Source organism: Mesorhizobium sp. M0601 (assembly GCF_040320845.1).
Taxonomy (GTDB): domain Bacteria; phylum Pseudomonadota; class Alphaproteobacteria; order Rhizobiales; family Rhizobiaceae; genus Mesorhizobium.
In genome coordinates this window covers 59,909-76,027 of sequence record NZ_JAMYQK010000008.1, presented here as the reverse complement: position 1 = coordinate 76,027, position 16,119 = coordinate 59,909, and the positions used below count along the sequence as shown (strand labels likewise).

The following is a 16,119-nucleotide window of genomic DNA, read 5'->3' as shown; positions in this document are numbered from 1 at the left end:
AGACCCGCAAGCCTCCGGGCAGGCTCCTCCTCCAGCCTGCCCGGAGGCGACATTCAATCTTCAAGAGCCACCAGAAACCAATGATCCTGATCCGCGCGATTGGCCTGATGCTGCTCCTTCTCCTGGGGACGCTGCTGCCGTCGAACGCCAGCGAAGCAGATCTGCGCGTGGTCATCGCCAAATTCGCCACCGCCGCCAATTTTCCGGCGATAGAAGCCGTGGTGCGCGAGCTTGCGGCTTCCGGCGATCCGGCCGTAGAACGGCCGCTTGCCGCGCTTGCGGAGGGCAGCCTTTACGTCCGCAAGGCCGATTCACTGGTCTTTGTCGGCAAGGAGAGCGGCGACGGTATCGAGCTGCTCGATGCGCTCACCGGCGAAAGGTCGGGCGAAGCTGCCAAGGCCGAAATCACCAAGATCAAGGTCAACAACACGCTGCGCCGCGTCATTCGCGATGCGTTGGGCACGCTGACGCTCGGCTCCAAGGACCCGGCCGTGCGGATTGCCGCCGCCGACACAATGTTCAAGACGCCGGACGCGGCAAACATCGAGTCGCTCGACACCGCGATCGCCAATGAGAGCGTGGCAAACGTCAAGGCGCTGCTCGAACAGGCCCGCGCCGCGTCGGTTCTCGTTTCAGACAGGCCGGAGGCCGACAAGCTGGCGGCTATCGCGCTCATCGGTGCGCGCGGCGACCGCGATGCGGTGTCGCTGCTCACGTCGGTAGAGGCCAGTTCCGAAGGTGCGGTGAAGGACGCGGCGACCGCGGCGATCGCCGACATCAATTCGACGCTGGCGCTGTGGGATGCCGGCCAGAACATCTGGTACGGCATATCGCTCGGATCGGTGCTGCTGCTGGCGGCGATTGGCCTTGCCATCACCTTCGGCGTCATGGGCGTCATCAACATGGCGCATGGCGAGATGGTCATGCTCGGCGCCTACACGACCTTCGTCGTGCAGGAGGTTATTCGCAATTCCTTTCCCGGCCTGTTCGACTGGTCGCTGGTCATCGCCCTGCCGCTGGCCTTCCTGGTGGCGGCGCTCGTCGGCCTTGTCATCGAGCGCGGGCTGATCCGCTATCTCTACGGTCGGCCGCTGGAAACCCTGCTGGCGACATGGGGTGTGTCGCTGATCCTGCAGCAGGCCGTACGCACCATCTTCGGGCCGACCAACCAGGAGGTAGGCAACCCGTCATGGATGTCCGGCTCGTTCAATATCGGCCAGCTTGCCGTGACCTGGAACCGGCTCTGGATCCTGGTATTCGCGCTCGGCGTGTTCGCGGTGCTGCTCTACGTGATGAAACGCACGCCCTGGGGGCTGCAGATGCGTGCCGTCACCGCCAATCGCCGCATGGCTGCCTCGATGGGCATCAGGACGCCTTGGGTCGATGCGCTAACGTTTGCACTCGGCTCCGGCATTGCCGGCATCGCCGGTGTCGCGCTCAGCCAGATCGACAACGTCTCGCCCAATCTCGGCCGCGGCTACATCATCGACAGCTTCATGGTCGTCGTTTTCGGCGGTGTCGGCAATCTTTGGGGCACGCTGGTCGGCGCTTTCTCGCTCGGCATCGTCAACAAGTTCCTCGAACCTTATGCCGGAGCAGTGCTCGGCAAGATCGTCGTCCTGGTGCTGATCATCCTGTTCATCCAGAAACGCCCGCGCGGTCTGTTCGCGCTAAAGGGCAGGTCGGTGGAAGCATGATCACGGGACGCTTCTTTGCCGCCGGCGCCGACCGCCGCGTCGCCATCACCATCTTCATCCTGCTGGCGGTTGCAATCGTCGTGCCGCTGCTCAATCTTGCGGTCTCGCCGACAAGTGCGTTTTACGTGCCGTCCTATATAGTCGCGCTCACCGGCAAATACCTCTGCTATGCACTGCTCGCCTTGGCGCTCGATCTCGTCTGGGGCTATTGCGGCATCCTCTCGCTCGGCCACGGCGCCTTCTTCGCACTCGGCGGCTATGCGATGGGCATGTATCTGATGCGCCAGATCGGCTCGCGCGGCGTCTACGGCAATCCGCTGCTGCCGGATTTCATGGTGTTCCTTAACTACAAGGAATTGCCATGGTTCTGGTATGGCTTCGACCACTTCTGGTTTGCCGCGGTCATGGTGCTTGCGGTGCCCGGCCTGCTCGCCTTCGTCTTCGGCTGGTTTGCCTTCCGCAGCCGCGTCACCGGCGTCTATCTGTCGATCATCACCCAGGCGATGACCTATGCGCTGCTGCTTGCCTTTTTCCGCAACGACATGGGTTTCGGCGGCAATAACGGCCTGACCGATTTCAAGGACATTCTACGGTTCAACGTGCAGGCCGACATGACGCGGTCGGCGCTGTTCGCGGCCAGCGCCGTCATGCTGGCGTTTGCCGTCTTCGTCACCTGGGCAATCGTCGGTTCCAAGTACGGCAAGCTTTTGATGGCGGTGCGCGACGCCGAAAGCCGCACACGCTTTCTCGGCTGGCGGGCGGAGAACGTCAAATTGTTCGCCTTCACCGTGTCGGCGGTGATGGCCGGCATCGCCGGTGCGCTTTACGTGCCGCAGGTCGGCATCATCAACCCTGGCGAATTCGAGCCGTCCAATTCGATCGAGGTGGTGGTGTGGGCGGCCGTCGGCGGGCGCGGCACCATCGTCGGGCCGATCATCGGCGCGCTTCTTGTCAATGCCGGTAAATCCTGGTTCACCGGCGTGCTGCCTGAATTCTGGCTGTTTGCGCTGGGCGGACTGTTTGTCGCCGTCACGCTGTTCCTGCCCAAGGGCATCATCGGCATGTGGGATTCCTGGCGCGGCAACGCCAAGGCGCTGCGGGCGGCCTCGGTTGCCGAAGAAGCCGGCATCGATCCCGATGCGCCGGTGCCGCCGAAAACCGACCGCTCGGCGGCGAGAAGGCCGGGCGACTGGTCGGCCTCCGGCGCCGAACCGCAGCCGGCGGAGTGATGGCCTGATGTCGAAGAGCAACACCATCCTCTATCTCGACGGCGTGTCAGTTTCCTTCGACGGGTTTCGCGCCATCAACAACCTTTCGCTGGTGCTCGACAAGGGCGAGATGCGGGCGATCATCGGCCCCAACGGCGCCGGAAAGACGACGATGATGGACATCGTCACCGGCAAGACGCGGCCCGACGCGGGTGAAGTTTTCTTCAACGGTGAGGTCGACCTAACCAAACACGACGAGGCCGAAATCGCCATGATGGGCATCGGCCGTAAATTCCAGAAGCCGACCGTCTTCGAAAGCCACACGATCGAGGACAATCTGATGCTGGCGCTGAAAGGCCCGCGCTCGATCTTCCCGGCACTGTTCCATCGTCGCTCGGCCGCGGACGTGCGGCAGATCGACGACATCCTCGGCATCATCCGGCTTGGCGACAAGCGTGACGAACTCGCCGCCAATCTGAGCCACGGCCAAAAGCAATGGCTCGAGATCGGCATGCTTCTGGCGCAGGATCCGAAGCTGCTGCTGGTCGACGAACCGGTTGCCGGCATGACCGACGCCGAGACCGAGGAAACCGCGCGGCTGCTCAGGGACATCGCGCGAGACCATTCTGTCATTGTCGTCGAGCACGACATGCATTTCGTGCGCGAGCTCGGCGTCAAGGTCACCTGCCTGCACGAAGGCTCGGTGCTTTCCGAGGGCAGTCTCGACTTCGTTTCGGCCGACGAGCGCGTCGTCGAAGTCTATCTGGGGAGATGAACATGGTCTGGCGCGTTCCGTTCCATCATTTCGACCTTTCGTTCTTCACGCGTTGGAGAAAGCGCTGACCATGCTCGAAGTCTCCAATGCCACGCTGCATTACGGCGCTGCCCAGGCGCTGCGCGGCGTCTCGCTGAAGGCCGGCGCCGGCAAGATCACCTGCGTGCTCGGCCGCAACGGCGTCGGCAAGACCAGTTTGATGAGATCGATCGTCGGCCATCACCGGCTGACGAGCGGAAGCGTTGCCTTCGAGGGGAAGGCGCTCGACCGGAGCGCGGCGTATGATCGCGCCCGGTCGGGCATCGCATTCGTGCCGCAGGGCAGGGAGATATTTCCGCTGCTTACGGTGCGGGAAAACCTCGAATCGGGTTTTGCGCCGTTGAAGCGCGCCGATCGCAACATTCCCGGTCACGTCTTCGAATTGTTTCCGGTGCTGAAGCAGATGCTCGCGCGCCGCGGCGGCGATCTTTCCGGCGGCCAGCAGCAGCAGCTTGCCATCGGCAGGGCGCTGGTGATGCGGCCGAAGCTGCTGGTGCTCGACGAGCCGACCGAAGGCATCCAGCCGTCGATCATCAAGGACATCGGCCGCGCCATCCGCTATCTGCGCGACCAGGCCGGCATCGCCGTGCTTCTGGTCGAACAATATCTCGACTTCTGCCGGGAATTGGCCGACGAGGTCAACATCATGGACCGCGGTCAGATCGTCCATACCGGCCCCGCCGAGGATCTCGACCGGGCGGACGTCCGCAAATTCCTGACTGTCTGAATTCTTATTGATTCCATTACTTTGCAACTCTGGCGCGCCGAAGATTGCGTGCTAGATTTTGCTTGGCCTTGGTGAGTCGGCCGCTTTCCGTACCAGTTCCAATTTGGCAGATCAGGGGAAGGCGCGGGCCGCGCCGGCACGCTTGCGCGCAAGCCGTTCCCTTCCAGCGATCTGTTGTCGTCCAACATTTCGGGTGCTTGGGAGCCAGGGCCAGACGATGGAGCGCTATGTCGAGGACTACCAGAAACGACGGCTCACGGAGCGCGTCGATATCCTGACAGCCATCAACATTCTGAAATCGCAGGGGTATGACCACGACGAACTCATCGCGGAGATCACCAAGGTCTTCTATGTCGATCTCGATGCCTTTAACGAGATCGTCAGGGTTGATCGGCGTCCGGACGAACGCGCCGCATAGCCGGTAGTTTAGGACCAAGCCAGGCGGACCACCGACAGCGGGGCGTCAGCCTGCGACCCGCTTCATCAGCGCGATGGCGCCGAATGGAGCGCGGACCTTGCCCTCTGTGATGAAGTAGACGAACACGTCGCGTGGCTTGACCGGCGCGTCGGTTGAAGGATCGGCGCGCGACAGGTCGGCCGGCACCTTGCCTTCCGCCCAGGTTTTTGCGCGCGCCGCCCATTCGTCGAGCGCCTTTGGCGTGTAGCAATCGGGATTGTCGTCGCTGCCGGTCTGCAGCCGCGCATAGATGAAATCGCCGGTAACGTCGGCAATCCCCGGATATTTGGCGTGGTCGGCATAGACGATGGCGGCCTTGTGCTTTCGCGCCAAGGCGGCGAACTCCGGCACGATGAAGCTGTCGTTGCGCACCTCGACCGCGTGGCGAAGCGCAACGCCGTCCTGCTTTTCCGGCAACAGCTTGAGGAAGGCCTCGAAATCGTCCGGGTCGAATTTCTTGGTCGGCGCGAACTGCCACAGGATCGGCCCGAGCTTGTCGCCAAGTGCCGCGACGCCCGACCCGAGGAAACGCATGATCGATTCCCCGGCCTCGCCGAGCACGCGGCGGTTGGTGACGAAGCGGTTGCCCTTCAGCGAATAGACGAAACCATCCGGCGCCTCGTTGGCCCATTTGACGAAGGTCGGCTCCTTGAAGCTCGAATAATAGGTGCCGTTGACCTCGATAGTGAGCACCTGCCGGCTGGCATAATGCAGTTGCTTGGCCTTCGACAATTTGTCCGGGTAGAAGGACGTGTCCCACGGCTCGAAGGTCCAGCCGCCCATGCCGGCGCGGATTGTTCCTGATTGAGTCATGGTCGTCCTCCCGGTTTGCAGAAAAGGATCACGCGATGGCGGTCGTCTCGACGGCTTTCGCCATGTCGACGATCGTCCATCCTGGCCGATATGGATTGGGCCGGCGACCCGTTTCGCGAAAGCCGTAGGCCTTATACAACGAAACGTTCCGTTCCATTCTGGCATTGGTGTAGAGTCGGATTTCCGGCAAGCTCCACAAGCGCGTCTGTTGCTCGGCCCAGTCGAGCAGCCCGATGCCGAAACCCTTGCCCTGAAAGGCGGGCGCAACGGCGAGGCTGAAGATCATTGTATGGTCCGCATGTCGTTCGAGAACGATCAACCCGGCCGGCTGTCCGTCCTGCTCCGAAAGCCAGACCTCGCCGCGTTCTATGCGCGGCGCATAGTCCTCGGTGACGGGGATCGGCGGCGCTCCGAACAGGGCAGTGTAGGGCGCGTAGGCGTCGGTGGTGAGCGAGATCACCATGGGGAGATCATCGGCCCGAGCGGCTCTCATGATCAAAACTGGCCCGCGCCGGCAGCGGCCGCAATCACCTTGTCCATACCGGCCGCTATCGCGGCGACGGCATTGCGACTGGCGTCGCCCAAGCCGTGGCGCTCAGCGAGCCAGTGCGCGTCATTGTAGGAGAGCCAGACCTTGCCTTGCTCGTCCTCCCAAGCTAGTGCCTTGACCGGCAGATCGATGCCGGCAAGCTGCCGGTCCTGCATCAGCGGCGTGCCGCCTTTCGGGTTGCCAAAAATCAGAAGCTGGGTCGGACGCAGGGAAGCTTCGACAATGCGCGCACCGGCGGCGTGGTCAATGCGGGCGAAGACCAGCAATCCTGCACGTTCCACAGTCCCGACCAGGCGATCGATCGTTTCGGCCACGCCGAAGCGGCTTTGGACCGTGATGAGACCGTTCTTTGCCATCACTCCGCCGCTTCGCGCTTGCCTCCGGGGCGCCGCTCCAGCAAGTCCCTCAGGAACTGCCCGGTATAGCTGCGTTTTTCGCGGACGATGTCCTCCGGCGTGCCGGACGCCACCAGCTCACCGCCGCCGTCACCACCTTCGGGGCCAAGATCGAGTACCCAGTCAGCCGTCTTGATCACCTCGAGATTGTGCTCGATGACGACGACCGTGTTGCCCTGGTCGACCAGCTCGTGCAGCACTTCGAGCAGCTTGGCTACGTCGTGGAAATGCAGGCCGGTGGTTGGCTCGTCGAGGATGTAGAGCGTCTTGCCGGTCGCCTTGCGTGATAGTTCCTTGGCGAGCTTGATGCGCTGCGCCTCGCCGCCCGACAAAGTCGTTGCCTGCTGGCCAACATGGATGTAGCCGAGGCCGACCCGTTTCAGCGTCTCCAGCTTGTCGCGCACGCCGGGCACGGCGGCGAAGAAATCGACGCCTTCTTCGACCGTCATGTCGAGAACGTCGGCGATCGATTTGCCCTTGAACAGGACGTCGAGCGTCTCGCGATTGTAACGCTTGCCGTGGCAAACGTCGCAGGTGACGTAGACATCGGGCAGGAAGTGCATCTCGATCTTGATGACGCCATCGCCCTGGCAGGCTTCGCAGCGGCCGCCCTTGACGTTGAACGAGAAGCGGCCCGGCTGGTAGCCGCGCGCCTTGGCCTCCGGCAGGCCGGCGAACCAGTCGCGGATCGGCGTGAAGGCGCCGGTATAGGTGGCGGGGTTGGAGCGCGGGGTGCGCCCGATCGGCGACTGGTCGATGTCGATGACCTTGTCGAGGAATTCCAACCCCTCGATGCGGTCGTGCTCGGCCGGATGCTCGCGCGAGCCCATGATGCGGCGCGACGCCGCCTTGAACAGGGTCTCGATCAGGAAGGTCGACTTGCCGCCGCCGGATACGCCGGTGACGGCGGTAAACGTGCCGAGCGGGATTTCGGCGGTGACGTTCTTCAGGTTGTTGCCGCGCGCGCCGACGACCTTCAGCCGGCGGTTCTTCTTGGCCTCGCGGCGCCGTGCCGGCGTCGCCACTTCGAGCTCGCCCGACAGGTATTTGCCGGTGATCGAAGCGGGCGTCGCCATGATCTGCTGCGGCGTGCCCTGGGCGATGATGTGGCCGCCATGGATGCCGGCCGCCGGGCCGATATCGACGACGTAGTCGGCATGCAGGATGGCGTCCTCGTCATGCTCGACGACGATGACCGTGTTGCCGATGTCGCGCAGATGCTTCAGCGTGTCGAGCAGGCGGGCGTTGTCGCGCTGGTGCAGACCGATCGACGGCTCGTCCAGCACGTAAAGTACGCCGGTCAGGCCGGAGCCGATCTGCGACGCCAGACGGATGCGCTGGCTCTCACCGCCCGACAACGTGCCGGAGTTGCGCGACAGCGTCAAATAGTCGAGACCGACATCGTTGAGGAAGCGCAGCCGCTCCCGGATTTCCTTGAGCACGCGCACCGCAATCTCGTTCTGCTTGTCGTTGAGCGAAGCGGGCAGATCGGTGAACCACTGGTCGGCCTTGCGGATGGACAGCTCGGTGACCTCGCCAATGTGCTTGCCGGCGATCTTGACCGCGAGCGCCTCGGGCTTCAGCCGATAGCCGCGGCAGGCCGGGCAGGGCGTGGCCGACATGAAGCGCTCGATCTCCTCGCGCATCCAGGCGGATTCCGTTTCCTTCCAGCGGCGCTCAAGGTTGGGGATGACGCCCTCGAAGGTTTTCGTCGTCTTGTAGGAGCGCAGGCCGTCATCGTAATGGAAGGTGATTTCGCGCTCGCCGGTGCCGTGCAGGACGGCTTGCTTTGCCTCCTCGCTCAAATCCTTGAACTTGTCGCCGAGCTTGAAGCCATAGGCGACGCCCAGCGCTTCCAGCGTCTGCGCATAGTAGGGCGAGCTCGACTTCGCCCAAGGGCTGACGGCGCCAGCGCGCAGCGAGACATTCTCGTCGGGCACGACCAGGCTGGCATCAATGGCGCGTTGGCTGCCGAGCCCGTCGCAGGTCGGGCAGGCGCCGAACGGATTGTTGAAGGAGAACAGCCTGGGCTCGATCTCGGGAATGGTGAAGCCGGACACCGGGCAGGCGAACTTTTCCGAGAACAGCATGCGTTCATGCGTCTCGTTCTTCGATTTGTTGACCGAATCCTCGCCGGTCTGGCTGGCGTCGAGCGGCTTGTCGGCAAATTCCGCCACCGCCAGCCCGTCGGCCAGCTTCAGCGCGGTCTCGATGGAATCGGCGAGCCGCGTCGCCAGATCGCCGCGCACGACGATGCGGTCGACGACGACGTCGATGTCGTGCTTGTACTTCTTGTCCAGCGCCGGCACGTCGGCGATCTCATAGAAGACGCCATCGACCTTGACGCGCTGAAAACCCTTCTTCTGCAGCTCCAGCAGTTCCTTGCGGTACTCGCCTTTGCGGCCGCGCACCATCGGCGCCAGAATGAACAGCCGGGTGCCTTCCTCGACAGCAAGCACCCGGTCGACCATCTGCGAAACCGTCTGGCTCTCGATCGGCAGGCCGGTGGCCGGTGAATAGGGTACACCGACGCGGGCGAACAAAAGCCGCATATAATCGTAGATCTCGGTGACGGTGCCGACCGTCGAACGTGGGTTCTTCGAGGTGGTCTTCTGCTCGATGGAAATGGCCGGCGACAGGCCGTCGATCTGGTCGACGTCCGGCTTCTGCATCATTTCGAGGAATTGCCGTGCATAGGCCGAAAGGCTCTCGACATAGCGGCGCTGGCCCTCGGCGTAGATGGTGTCGAAGGCAAGCGACGACTTGCCCGACCCCGACAGGCCGGTCATGACGATCAGGCTGTCACGCGGCAGGTCGAGATCGACATTCTTCAGATTGTGTTCGCGTGCCCCGCGAATGGAGAGATATTTATGGTCGGCCATCGCCGGTCGCCGCCTCAGAATCTGGAATTCGTGGGATGGGCGGGTTTTCCCGACCACCCCCTATGTAGGTAATTTCGCCGCCTTTTCGAGAGACGCCACAACTCTCGACCAAAGCGTTTAACCGCCTTTCGCGCGAACGGGCAAGCGGAAAGAACAAAGGCCGAACACGCTCCTGACAAAAGCTGCCCGTGAGGCCGGCTTCACAAAGCGTCTCGCGATCACATTTTTCGGCAACCCGGCTATTCAAGGTTGACGTCCCCGCGTCATGGGGGCAGAATCCAATTGTCAACGAAGCCGGCCGTCTTTCGATGGCCTCGCGGCCTGGGGCTAGCCTGCGAGACGCCGCGGGTTATGCGATGAGCGCTTCGACGACAGTCGCAACGAACAGAAGGAGAGCAGAGGCATGACTCCACCGGATTGTTCCTTGAGGCTCCACGTGTCGCTGGAGCCGCGGCAGGTATAAGTAGCCAGGTCAGGCGTTTAGCGCTACCTGCCCACGTTGACCTGCCGATCCCCACAACAATCAGAGACTGCTAGTCGGATCGTCGGCTGAACGCCGCGAAGCATCCGAAATAAAAAGCCGGCAGTACACTCCCGGCAATTTGGATTTCAGATCCAAGAAAGCCCCGTCAGTTGCAAAGCAGTGGCGGGGCTGTTCGTTTGAAGCGCAATATTTGTGGTTCACACCAGGCGAACTTAGCGGCTGGAGGGCCTGATCCCGCCGGTAGCGACATCAATGGTGATGCTACCGGAAATCCGAACGTCGGTATCGCCAATCTTGAAGGTGCCGTTGCCGCTGCCTAGAGCCATATCGTCAGGCTCAGGCCGCGGCGCTGGCTCGGCGATGCGATAATCGCTGGTCACACCGGGCAGAGCGCGCTTTTGCGAAGACGTCGAATTATCTTGGGCAAGTGCCATACCCACCAGCATGTTCGTGCCGGCAACGGTAGCGATGGCAAGGCATAACAGGCTGGATGAGCGGCTGGCGGTCATCGCCGGACTATAGTGCCGCGATAGCGGCAAGACCAGACCGATGGCGCTGAAATTGCGGGCGCTCAATCGCCTCAGTTCCGTCCGCCGGCCCGGCTCGTTCATGCGGCCTGCTTGCGAGTGTCGAAAACATGGTCGACGAGGCCCCAATCCTTGGCCTCCTGCGCGGTCATGAAAAAGTCGCGGTCGAGCGTGCGTTCCACTTCTTCGTAGGTGCGGCCGCAATGGCGGGCGTAAAGATCGGTCATGCGCCGCTTGGTGCGAAGGATGCCCTCGGCATGGCGCTGGATATCGGAGGCCTGGCCCTGGAAACCGCCGAGAGGCTGATGCAGCACGATGCTGGTGTTGGGTAGCGCGATGCGCCGCCCCGGTGTGCCGGCCATCAAAAGGAACGAGGCCATCGAGGCGGCGAAGCCCATACAAACCGTGGAGACCGGGCAACTGATATACTGCATCGTATCGTAGATCGCGAAACCGCTGGTCACCACGCCGCCCGGCGAGTTGATGTAGAGCGAGACCTCCTTGTCGGGATTGTCGGATTCCAACGACAGAAGCTGGGCGCAGACCAGCGCTGAGGTGCCGTCATCGATCGGGCCGTTGATGAAGACGATGCGCTCGCGCAGCAGCCGCGAAAATATGTCGAAGGCACGTTCGCCGCGGCTCGACTGCTCGATCACCATCGGCACCAGATTGGCAAGGCCGCTCATCGGTTGTCTCCGTTGACTGTTGTCGTTCAGGCCGCGCGCAGGAAGAGGCGCGGGGTGTTTGCGGCGATCTGCTTGTGCCTGGGAGTGTGCGCGTCAAAGGAAAGCCGGCAACCGGCGCCTGCCATCGCGATCTCCGGCACTGCTGCCCGAGCAAAACCATCATGGACGATGCGCAGATGCGTGCCGCCGGAAACGGTGCGGTCGAGCGTAAAGGTGACGATGCTGTCCACTGGGCTGTCGTTCATTGCGCTGTCCAGGGGATTGCCGGGCGGCACCTGCGTATCGCCGGGCGCCGGCCGCTCCCGCCAGGAATAGCGCAGCAGCCGTCCGGGATCCGCGTCGAGGATTTCGCACTCGATCGGCGCATTCGGCGCTTTAAAGGCAAAGCGGTTGCCGATTTCGGGCTTGATGTCGTTCGGCATCATCCAGGCCGCGAGCAGGTCCGGCACCGTCAGCGCCCGCCACACCTGTTCCGGCGGTTCGGGCAGCTCGCACTCGAACTCGATCTTGTCTGCGGCCATTTCGGCGCGTTCTTTGCCTCGGTTGGTCATTGGTCCATGTCCTTCAAAACCGTCTTGAGCCTTTCGATGCGCTCTGGCCAGAACGCACGGTAGCGTTCGATCCAGCCGAGCAGTGGCGCAAGCCCCTTCGGATCGACGCGGTAATAGGCGTTGCGACCGGCCCGGCGCTCGACCACGAGGCCGGCGCCGCGCAGCACTGCGAGATGTTGCGATACCGCCGGCTGCGATACCGGTATGCCAGTGCGCAGTTCCGACACCGTCATCTCGCCGTCGGCGAGCCGCTCATAGACGGCGCGACGCGTTGGATCCGCTAGTGCCCGAAAAATGTCTGCTTCGATCATGCCGAAAGCATAAGTAAATACTTATCGGTTTGGCAAGCCGTGTTTTTTAAGACAGGCGGTATTTTTTAAGACAGGCGAGGTTTTACAAACTCGCTGGAAGCCAGCGTCTCACCATGTCGGGGGATCCGTTGAACGTCGCCTCGAAAACTGGTGACGCGAGCACAGCATGAATATGAAGCAATTCGGAGCCGACGTTTCGGAAGCCATGTTGCCTGTACGCGGCGACAACAAGCGACTGTCCGGCAGTCAAGACGAGATGCTCTTCGTCGATCCACATCTCGGCCCTGCCAGCGATGACGGTAAGTACGTCCTCGACCGGGTGCCAATGTGTCGGGGCGCCAACGGTGGGTTCGACCCATTGTTCAAACATGCAAAGTTGAGTTGCGCCGTTGCGGGCAGAGACATGCATGCGGGTCTTTACTCCCGTCCGCCACTCTTCTTGCGGCTGATCGTTATGCGCAACCATCTTCATGCGTTCGCCTCGATCCCATGGTCTGTGGAAATTCGACGCCAAGACACTACTTCTTACTGACAACTATTGACAGTGCAGGGCCTGTCCTATAGAACGAAAAGAGAACAAAAACCTTGTGGGAAAAGGCAGCGACGGCAGGCAGGGATTGTCCATAGCCTGTAAGGTGCGGCGACAAAAATTCGGTTTCGGATGAGCGCGGAGAAGTATCATGGCGGGTAGCGTCAACAAGGTCATTCTGGTGGGCAACCTCGGGGCGGACCCTGAAATCCGCCGCCTGAATTCGGGTGACCCGGTCGTCAACATCCGCATCGCGACGTCGGAAAGCTGGCGCGACAAGACGTCCGGAGAGCGCAAGGAAAAGACCGAGTGGCACAATGTCGTGATCTTCAACGACCAGATCGCCAAGGTGGCCGAGCAGTATCTGAAGAAGGGCATGAAGGTCTATGTCGAGGGCCAGCTGCAGACGCGCAAATGGCAGGACCAGACCGGCAATGACCGCTATACGACCGAAATCGTGTTGCAGAAATTCCGCGGCGAGCTGCAGATGCTCGATGCGCGGGGCGAGGGCGGCGGCCAGGTCGGCAACTATGCCGGTGGTGGTGCGAGCCGCGGTTCCGATTTCGGCCAATCCGGCCCGGGCGAAAGTTTCAATCGCGGTGGCGCCAACAAGGGCGGCGGCGGTGGTTCGTCGCGCGAGCTGGACGACGAAATCCCGTTCTGATTTCTCGGGCGGACTGCCCTTGCGGCGAAAAGCGCCGGCACCTTGGCCACGAAATGGCGTCCCGAAAATCTGTCTTGGATTTTCGGGACGTTGTGCGTTTGAGCGGTGAAAGGACGTATCAGGTGAAGGCAAGGGTCAAATGGGTCGAGGAGCGCACTTTCGTTGGCGAGTCCGCCAATGGGCACAAGCTGGTGCTAGGCACTGCGTTCGGGCCGGAGGGCAAGACGCCGGGGCCGAGCCCAATGGAACTGGTGCTGATCGGCACTGGCGGCTGCTCGGCCTATGACGTGGTCCATATCCTCGAAAAGGGGCGCGAGGCGGTCGAAGATTGCGTGGTCGAACTCGATGCCGACCGAGCAGAAGCCGATCCCAGGGTGTTCACCCGCATTCACATGCATTTTGTCGTCAAGGGCCGGTCGCTATCACACGACAAGGTGAAGCGGGCGATCGGGCTTTCGATCGAGAAATACTGCTCGGCCTCGGCAATGATGGCCAAGACTGCCGAGATTACCCACGACTTCGAAGTCATTGAAACGACAGCGAAGTAGGGCTGTTCCTACGTCGCCATCAGCGCCTTGATGCCGTCGGCGACGAACTGTACGGCGAGCGCCGCCAGGATGACGCCGAGCAGCCTTGTCAGGATCGAACGGCCGGTTTGGCCGAGGATACGGTCGATGCGCTCTGACAGCACGAACACCAGGTAGGTGATGACGAGGCAGATGGCGATGATGCCGACAAGGGCTGTCTGCGCGCCCAAACCCTGAAACGAGCTTGAGAGCAGGACGGTCGCCGAAATCGCGCCGGGACCGGCAATGAGCGGGATCGCCAGCGGAAAGGCGGCGATGTTGTGGATCATGTCCCTGGTGATGGCGACGTCGCCGATCTTCTCCTTGCGGTCCTGCCGGCGCTCGAACACCATTTCGAAGGCGATGAAGAACAGCAGAAAGCCGCCGGCGACGCGGAAGGCCGGCAGAGTGATGCCGAAGACTGACAGGATCGACGCGCCGGCGATTGCGAACAACGCCATTACCAGGAAGGCGATGACCGAGGCGCGCACGGAGACCTGGTTGCGCTCCTCGCGGTTCATGCCGCGGGTCACGGCGAGGAAGAGCGGCGCCAGGCCGGGCGGATCGATCGTCACCAGTATGGTGACGAAGGCGTTGAACAGGCTGTCGAAGCTCGGCATGCTGACCCTCCCCGCCGGCAAAGCCGGATAACGGGATTGGTAGAGCAAAGCGGAGCCAGTGGAAACCGTGCGGATCAGGGGCTGACGGCCCGGCGCGCCAGAAACTCGACTTCAAGACGCCAGGTAGCGCCGTCGTCCTGTGAGCGTTCGCCCAGCCAGCGGAACGAATTTTCGGTGATGCGCGAAAAGCTCCAGCGCACAGCAGATCCGGTGCCGTCTGCGCCTTGCTGGATGATGGTGTCGCCCTCGGCACGGCCGAGCTGGCGGCTGTAGTACTGATTGCGCGGATCGCTCCAGAAGATGTGCCAGGCGTCAACGCCGGGATCGTAGACGCGCAACGTCGTGCCATAGAAGGTCCATTTGCCGAGCGAGGGCGAGGGGCCGGCGTCACGGGCAGGCAGGATCCATACGTCCTGGATCGCGCGGCCTTCGAGCACCCAGCCGAAATGCACTTCGCCGCGCCCGGTCAGCACCTGACCGTCCTCGAGATGGCGCGTGGCGTCGAACGTCCAGGCGCCGACGAAGCGGCCATAAAGATTCAGTTTCTCGGCAAGGGCCGGTACGGGCCCATCGCTGTGCAGGACCTTGGCAAAGGAATTGGACATGGCTTCGCTCTCATCTTGTCAGGAGACCGGCAAGCATAGACGCCGACAGGGGTTCTGCGCTTGGGAAAAGTTGCTATGTTTCGGCGATGACGACGAGCGCGCACAGGCTGGCGTCGGGCCGAGGCTGGCAGGTGTCGGATGTCATCTGCACCGCCAGCGCCGCCGACAGGCCATTCGAGGAGGAGCATCGGGATTTCTGCGTTGCCGCCGTAACCAACGGCACCTTCCGCTATCGTGCGCGCGAGGGCACGGCGATGCTGGCGCCGGGCGCGCTCCTGCTCGGCAATCCCGGCACATGCTACGAATGCGGGCACGAGCATGGCGCCGGCGACCGTTGCCTCTCCTTCCATTTCGGACCGGCCTATATGGAGCGGATCGTCGCCGACGTGCCGGGCGCCAAGACGCTCGATTTCGGAACGCCGCGCCTGCCGCCCTTGCCGGCGCTGGTGCCGCTGCTTGCCGAAGCGGAGGCGGCGCGCGAGATGGCCGACACCGGCGTGTTCGAGGAACTCGCCCTGCGCATTGCCGGTGCCGCGGTAACTGCGGCTTGCAGCGCTACGGATCGGGGACGGACGCCGAGCCGCCGTGACCAGAAGCGTGTCGCCGAAGCGGTGCGGCGCATCGAAGTCGATGCCGACCGGCCGATCTCGCTTGCCGAACTCGCCGACGAGACCGCCACCAGCCCTTACCATTTCCTGCGCACCTTCCGGCACGTTGCCGGTATGACGCCCTACCAATTCCTGCTGAGAGCGCGGCTGCACAGGGCAGCCGTGCGGCTGCGGACGTCGGATCAGACGATTTCGGCGATTGCCTTTTCGGCGGGATTCAACGATCTATCAACCTTCAATCGCCGTTTCCGGCGGCTGATGGGCGAGGCGCCGGGTACTTATCGCGCCCGCCGGCGACGCCCGTGAAAGGGTACACGGCCATATCGTCGCAATTGGTTTATCCTTTTGAATTTGCCGCTAAAAACCACACTGGAAAACTGCCGCGATTGTTGGAGTTTCAGGCTGGCTTCCTATATAAGCACCAA

19 protein-coding genes are annotated in these 16,119 nt (G+C 62.5%); 8 read left to right on the top strand and 11 right to left on the bottom strand.

Going from position 1 to position 16,119, the window contains the following annotated elements; genetic code table 11:
• Nucleotides 1-80 precede the first annotated feature (80 nt).
• From urtB to NKI41_RS10705, 5 genes are all read left to right on the top strand, one after another.
• Nucleotides 81-1,697: an urea ABC transporter permease subunit UrtB gene (gene urtB / locus NKI41_RS10725; RefSeq protein WP_352682885.1), complete on the top strand. Its 1,617-nt coding sequence runs from the start codon at nt 81-83 to the stop codon at nt 1,695-1,697.
• Nucleotides 1,694-2,926 carry an urea ABC transporter permease subunit UrtC gene (gene urtC, locus NKI41_RS10720; protein ID WP_352682883.1) on the top strand — a complete coding sequence of 411 codons (1,233 nt, stop codon included), beginning with the start codon at nt 1,694-1,696 and terminating at the stop codon, nt 2,924-2,926. The genes urtB and urtC overlap by 4 nt, the downstream gene beginning before the upstream one ends.
• A gap of 7 nt (nt 2,927-2,933) precedes the next feature.
• Complete coding sequence (urtD, locus tag NKI41_RS10715; protein WP_023674855.1) at nt 2,934-3,680, top strand: urea ABC transporter ATP-binding protein UrtD; 747 nt, start codon at nt 2,934-2,936, stop codon at nt 3,678-3,680.
• Nucleotides 3,681-3,750: 70 nt separating this feature from the next.
• The gene (urtE, locus tag NKI41_RS10710; RefSeq protein ID WP_126041867.1) at nt 3,751-4,446 is read left to right on the top strand and encodes an urea ABC transporter ATP-binding subunit UrtE; all 696 of its coding nucleotides are present in this window, start codon (nt 3,751-3,753) and stop codon (nt 4,444-4,446) included.
• Nucleotides 4,447-4,663: 217 nt separating this feature from the next.
• A complete protein-coding gene (locus NKI41_RS10705; RefSeq protein WP_023674857.1) occupies nt 4,664-4,864 on the top strand; it encodes a hypothetical protein in 201 nt (66 codons plus the stop codon).
• 45 nt (nt 4,865-4,909) lie between these two features.
• Here NKI41_RS10705 and NKI41_RS10700 read toward each other — a convergent pair whose 3' ends face one another.
• The 9 genes from NKI41_RS10700 to NKI41_RS10660 form a co-directional block, all read right to left on the bottom strand.
• Nucleotides 4,910-5,716 (bottom strand): DUF72 domain-containing protein, encoded by an 807-nt coding sequence (locus NKI41_RS10700; protein ID WP_023674858.1) that lies wholly within the window; start codon nt 5,714-5,716, stop codon nt 4,910-4,912.
• Between the two features lie 28 nt (nt 5,717-5,744).
• Nucleotides 5,745-6,215: a GNAT family N-acetyltransferase gene (locus tag NKI41_RS10695; RefSeq protein ID WP_352682881.1), complete on the bottom strand. Its 471-nt coding sequence runs from the start codon at nt 6,213-6,215 to the stop codon at nt 5,745-5,747.
• Nucleotides 6,212-6,622 carry a DUF302 domain-containing protein gene (locus NKI41_RS10690; protein WP_352540604.1) on the bottom strand — a complete coding sequence of 137 codons (411 nt, stop codon included), beginning with the start codon at nt 6,620-6,622 and terminating at the stop codon, nt 6,212-6,214. Before NKI41_RS10690 ends, NKI41_RS10695 begins: the two co-directional genes overlap by 4 nt.
• Nucleotides 6,622-9,543 (bottom strand): excinuclease ABC subunit UvrA, encoded by a 2,922-nt coding sequence (gene uvrA, locus NKI41_RS10685; RefSeq protein WP_352682879.1) that lies wholly within the window; start codon nt 9,541-9,543, stop codon nt 6,622-6,624. The genes NKI41_RS10690 and uvrA overlap by 1 nt, the downstream gene beginning before the upstream one ends.
• A gap of 696 nt (nt 9,544-10,239) precedes the next feature.
• A complete protein-coding gene (locus NKI41_RS10680; protein ID WP_352682877.1) occupies nt 10,240-10,638 on the bottom strand; it encodes a hypothetical protein in 399 nt (132 codons plus the stop codon).
• Complete coding sequence (locus NKI41_RS10675) at nt 10,635-11,240, bottom strand: ATP-dependent Clp protease proteolytic subunit (protein ID WP_352455702.1); 606 nt, start codon at nt 11,238-11,240, stop codon at nt 10,635-10,637. The genes NKI41_RS10680 and NKI41_RS10675 overlap by 4 nt, the downstream gene beginning before the upstream one ends.
• Nucleotides 11,241-11,266: 26 nt before the next feature.
• A complete protein-coding gene (locus NKI41_RS10670; protein WP_352682875.1) occupies nt 11,267-11,791 on the bottom strand; it encodes an SRPBCC family protein in 525 nt (174 codons plus the stop codon).
• Nucleotides 11,788-12,102 (bottom strand): ArsR/SmtB family transcription factor, encoded by a 315-nt coding sequence (locus NKI41_RS10665; protein ID WP_352448759.1) that lies wholly within the window; start codon nt 12,100-12,102, stop codon nt 11,788-11,790. Before NKI41_RS10665 ends, NKI41_RS10670 begins: the two co-directional genes overlap by 4 nt.
• A gap of 82 nt (nt 12,103-12,184) precedes the next feature.
• Nucleotides 12,185-12,574 carry a cupin domain-containing protein gene (locus tag NKI41_RS10660; RefSeq protein WP_352682872.1) on the bottom strand — a complete coding sequence of 130 codons (390 nt, stop codon included), beginning with the start codon at nt 12,572-12,574 and terminating at the stop codon, nt 12,185-12,187.
• Between the two features lie 208 nt (nt 12,575-12,782).
• Here NKI41_RS10660 and NKI41_RS10655 point away from each other — a divergent pair, with 208 nt between their 5' ends.
• Nucleotides 12,783-13,295 carry a single-stranded DNA-binding protein gene (locus tag NKI41_RS10655; RefSeq protein WP_352448761.1) on the top strand — a complete coding sequence of 171 codons (513 nt, stop codon included), beginning with the start codon at nt 12,783-12,785 and terminating at the stop codon, nt 13,293-13,295.
• 122 nt (nt 13,296-13,417) lie between these two features.
• The gene (locus NKI41_RS10650; protein WP_352682870.1) at nt 13,418-13,843 is read left to right on the top strand and encodes an OsmC family protein; all 426 of its coding nucleotides are present in this window, start codon (nt 13,418-13,420) and stop codon (nt 13,841-13,843) included.
• 8 nt (nt 13,844-13,851) lie between these two features.
• Here the strand turns inward: NKI41_RS10650 and NKI41_RS10645 are convergent, their stop codons facing one another.
• Nucleotides 13,852-14,481 carry a MarC family protein gene (locus NKI41_RS10645; protein ID WP_023674869.1) on the bottom strand — a complete coding sequence of 210 codons (630 nt, stop codon included), beginning with the start codon at nt 14,479-14,481 and terminating at the stop codon, nt 13,852-13,854.
• A 74-nt stretch (nt 14,482-14,555) separates the two neighbouring features.
• Entirely contained in the window at nt 14,556-15,086 is a 531-nt protein-coding gene (locus NKI41_RS10640; protein ID WP_352471699.1) for a hypothetical protein, read from the bottom strand.
• Between the two features lie 86 nt (nt 15,087-15,172).
• On the opposite strand from NKI41_RS10640, the gene NKI41_RS10635 reads away from it, so the two are divergent.
• Nucleotides 15,173-16,000, top strand: a complete 828-nt coding sequence (locus NKI41_RS10635; RefSeq protein WP_352471698.1) for a helix-turn-helix transcriptional regulator — start codon at nt 15,173-15,175, stop codon at nt 15,998-16,000.
• Nucleotides 16,001-16,119 lie beyond the last annotated feature (119 nt).

Bases quoted from the DNA above. Each gene is read 5' to 3' on its own strand.
- urtB (WP_352682885.1), top strand. From the start codon at position 81: ATGATCCTGATCCGCGCGATTGGCCTGATGCTGCTCCTTCTCCTGGGG.
- urtC (WP_352682883.1), top strand. From the start codon at position 1,694: ATGATCACGGGACGCTTCTTTGCCGCCGGCGCCGACCGCCGCGTCGCC.
- urtD (WP_023674855.1), top strand. From the start codon at position 2,934: ATGTCGAAGAGCAACACCATCCTCTATCTCGACGGCGTGTCAGTTTCC.
- urtE (WP_126041867.1), top strand. From the start codon at position 3,751: ATGCTCGAAGTCTCCAATGCCACGCTGCATTACGGCGCTGCCCAGGCG.
- NKI41_RS10705 (WP_023674857.1), top strand. From the start codon at position 4,664: ATGGAGCGCTATGTCGAGGACTACCAGAAACGACGGCTCACGGAGCGC.
- NKI41_RS10700 (WP_023674858.1), bottom strand. From the start codon at position 5,716: ATGACTCAATCAGGAACAATCCGCGCCGGCATGGGCGGCTGGACCTTC.
- NKI41_RS10690 (WP_352540604.1), bottom strand. From the start codon at position 6,622: ATGGCAAAGAACGGTCTCATCACGGTCCAAAGCCGCTTCGGCGTGGCC.
- uvrA (WP_352682879.1), bottom strand. From the start codon at position 9,543: ATGGCCGACCATAAATATCTCTCCATTCGCGGGGCACGCGAACACAAT.
- NKI41_RS10680 (WP_352682877.1), bottom strand. From the start codon at position 10,638: ATGAACGAGCCGGGCCGGCGGACGGAACTGAGGCGATTGAGCGCCCGC.
- NKI41_RS10675 (WP_352455702.1), bottom strand. From the start codon at position 11,240: ATGAGCGGCCTTGCCAATCTGGTGCCGATGGTGATCGAGCAGTCGAGC.
- NKI41_RS10670 (WP_352682875.1), bottom strand. From the start codon at position 11,791: ATGACCAACCGAGGCAAAGAACGCGCCGAAATGGCCGCAGACAAGATC.
- NKI41_RS10665 (WP_352448759.1), bottom strand. From the start codon at position 12,102: ATGATCGAAGCAGACATTTTTCGGGCACTAGCGGATCCAACGCGTCGC.
- NKI41_RS10660 (WP_352682872.1), bottom strand. From the start codon at position 12,574: ATGAAGATGGTTGCGCATAACGATCAGCCGCAAGAAGAGTGGCGGACG.
- NKI41_RS10655 (WP_352448761.1), top strand. From the start codon at position 12,783: ATGGCGGGTAGCGTCAACAAGGTCATTCTGGTGGGCAACCTCGGGGCG.
- NKI41_RS10645 (WP_023674869.1), bottom strand. From the start codon at position 14,481: ATGCCGAGCTTCGACAGCCTGTTCAACGCCTTCGTCACCATACTGGTG.
- NKI41_RS10640 (WP_352471699.1), bottom strand. From the start codon at position 15,086: ATGTCCAATTCCTTTGCCAAGGTCCTGCACAGCGATGGGCCCGTACCG.
- NKI41_RS10635 (WP_352471698.1), top strand. From the start codon at position 15,173: ATGACGACGAGCGCGCACAGGCTGGCGTCGGGCCGAGGCTGGCAGGTG.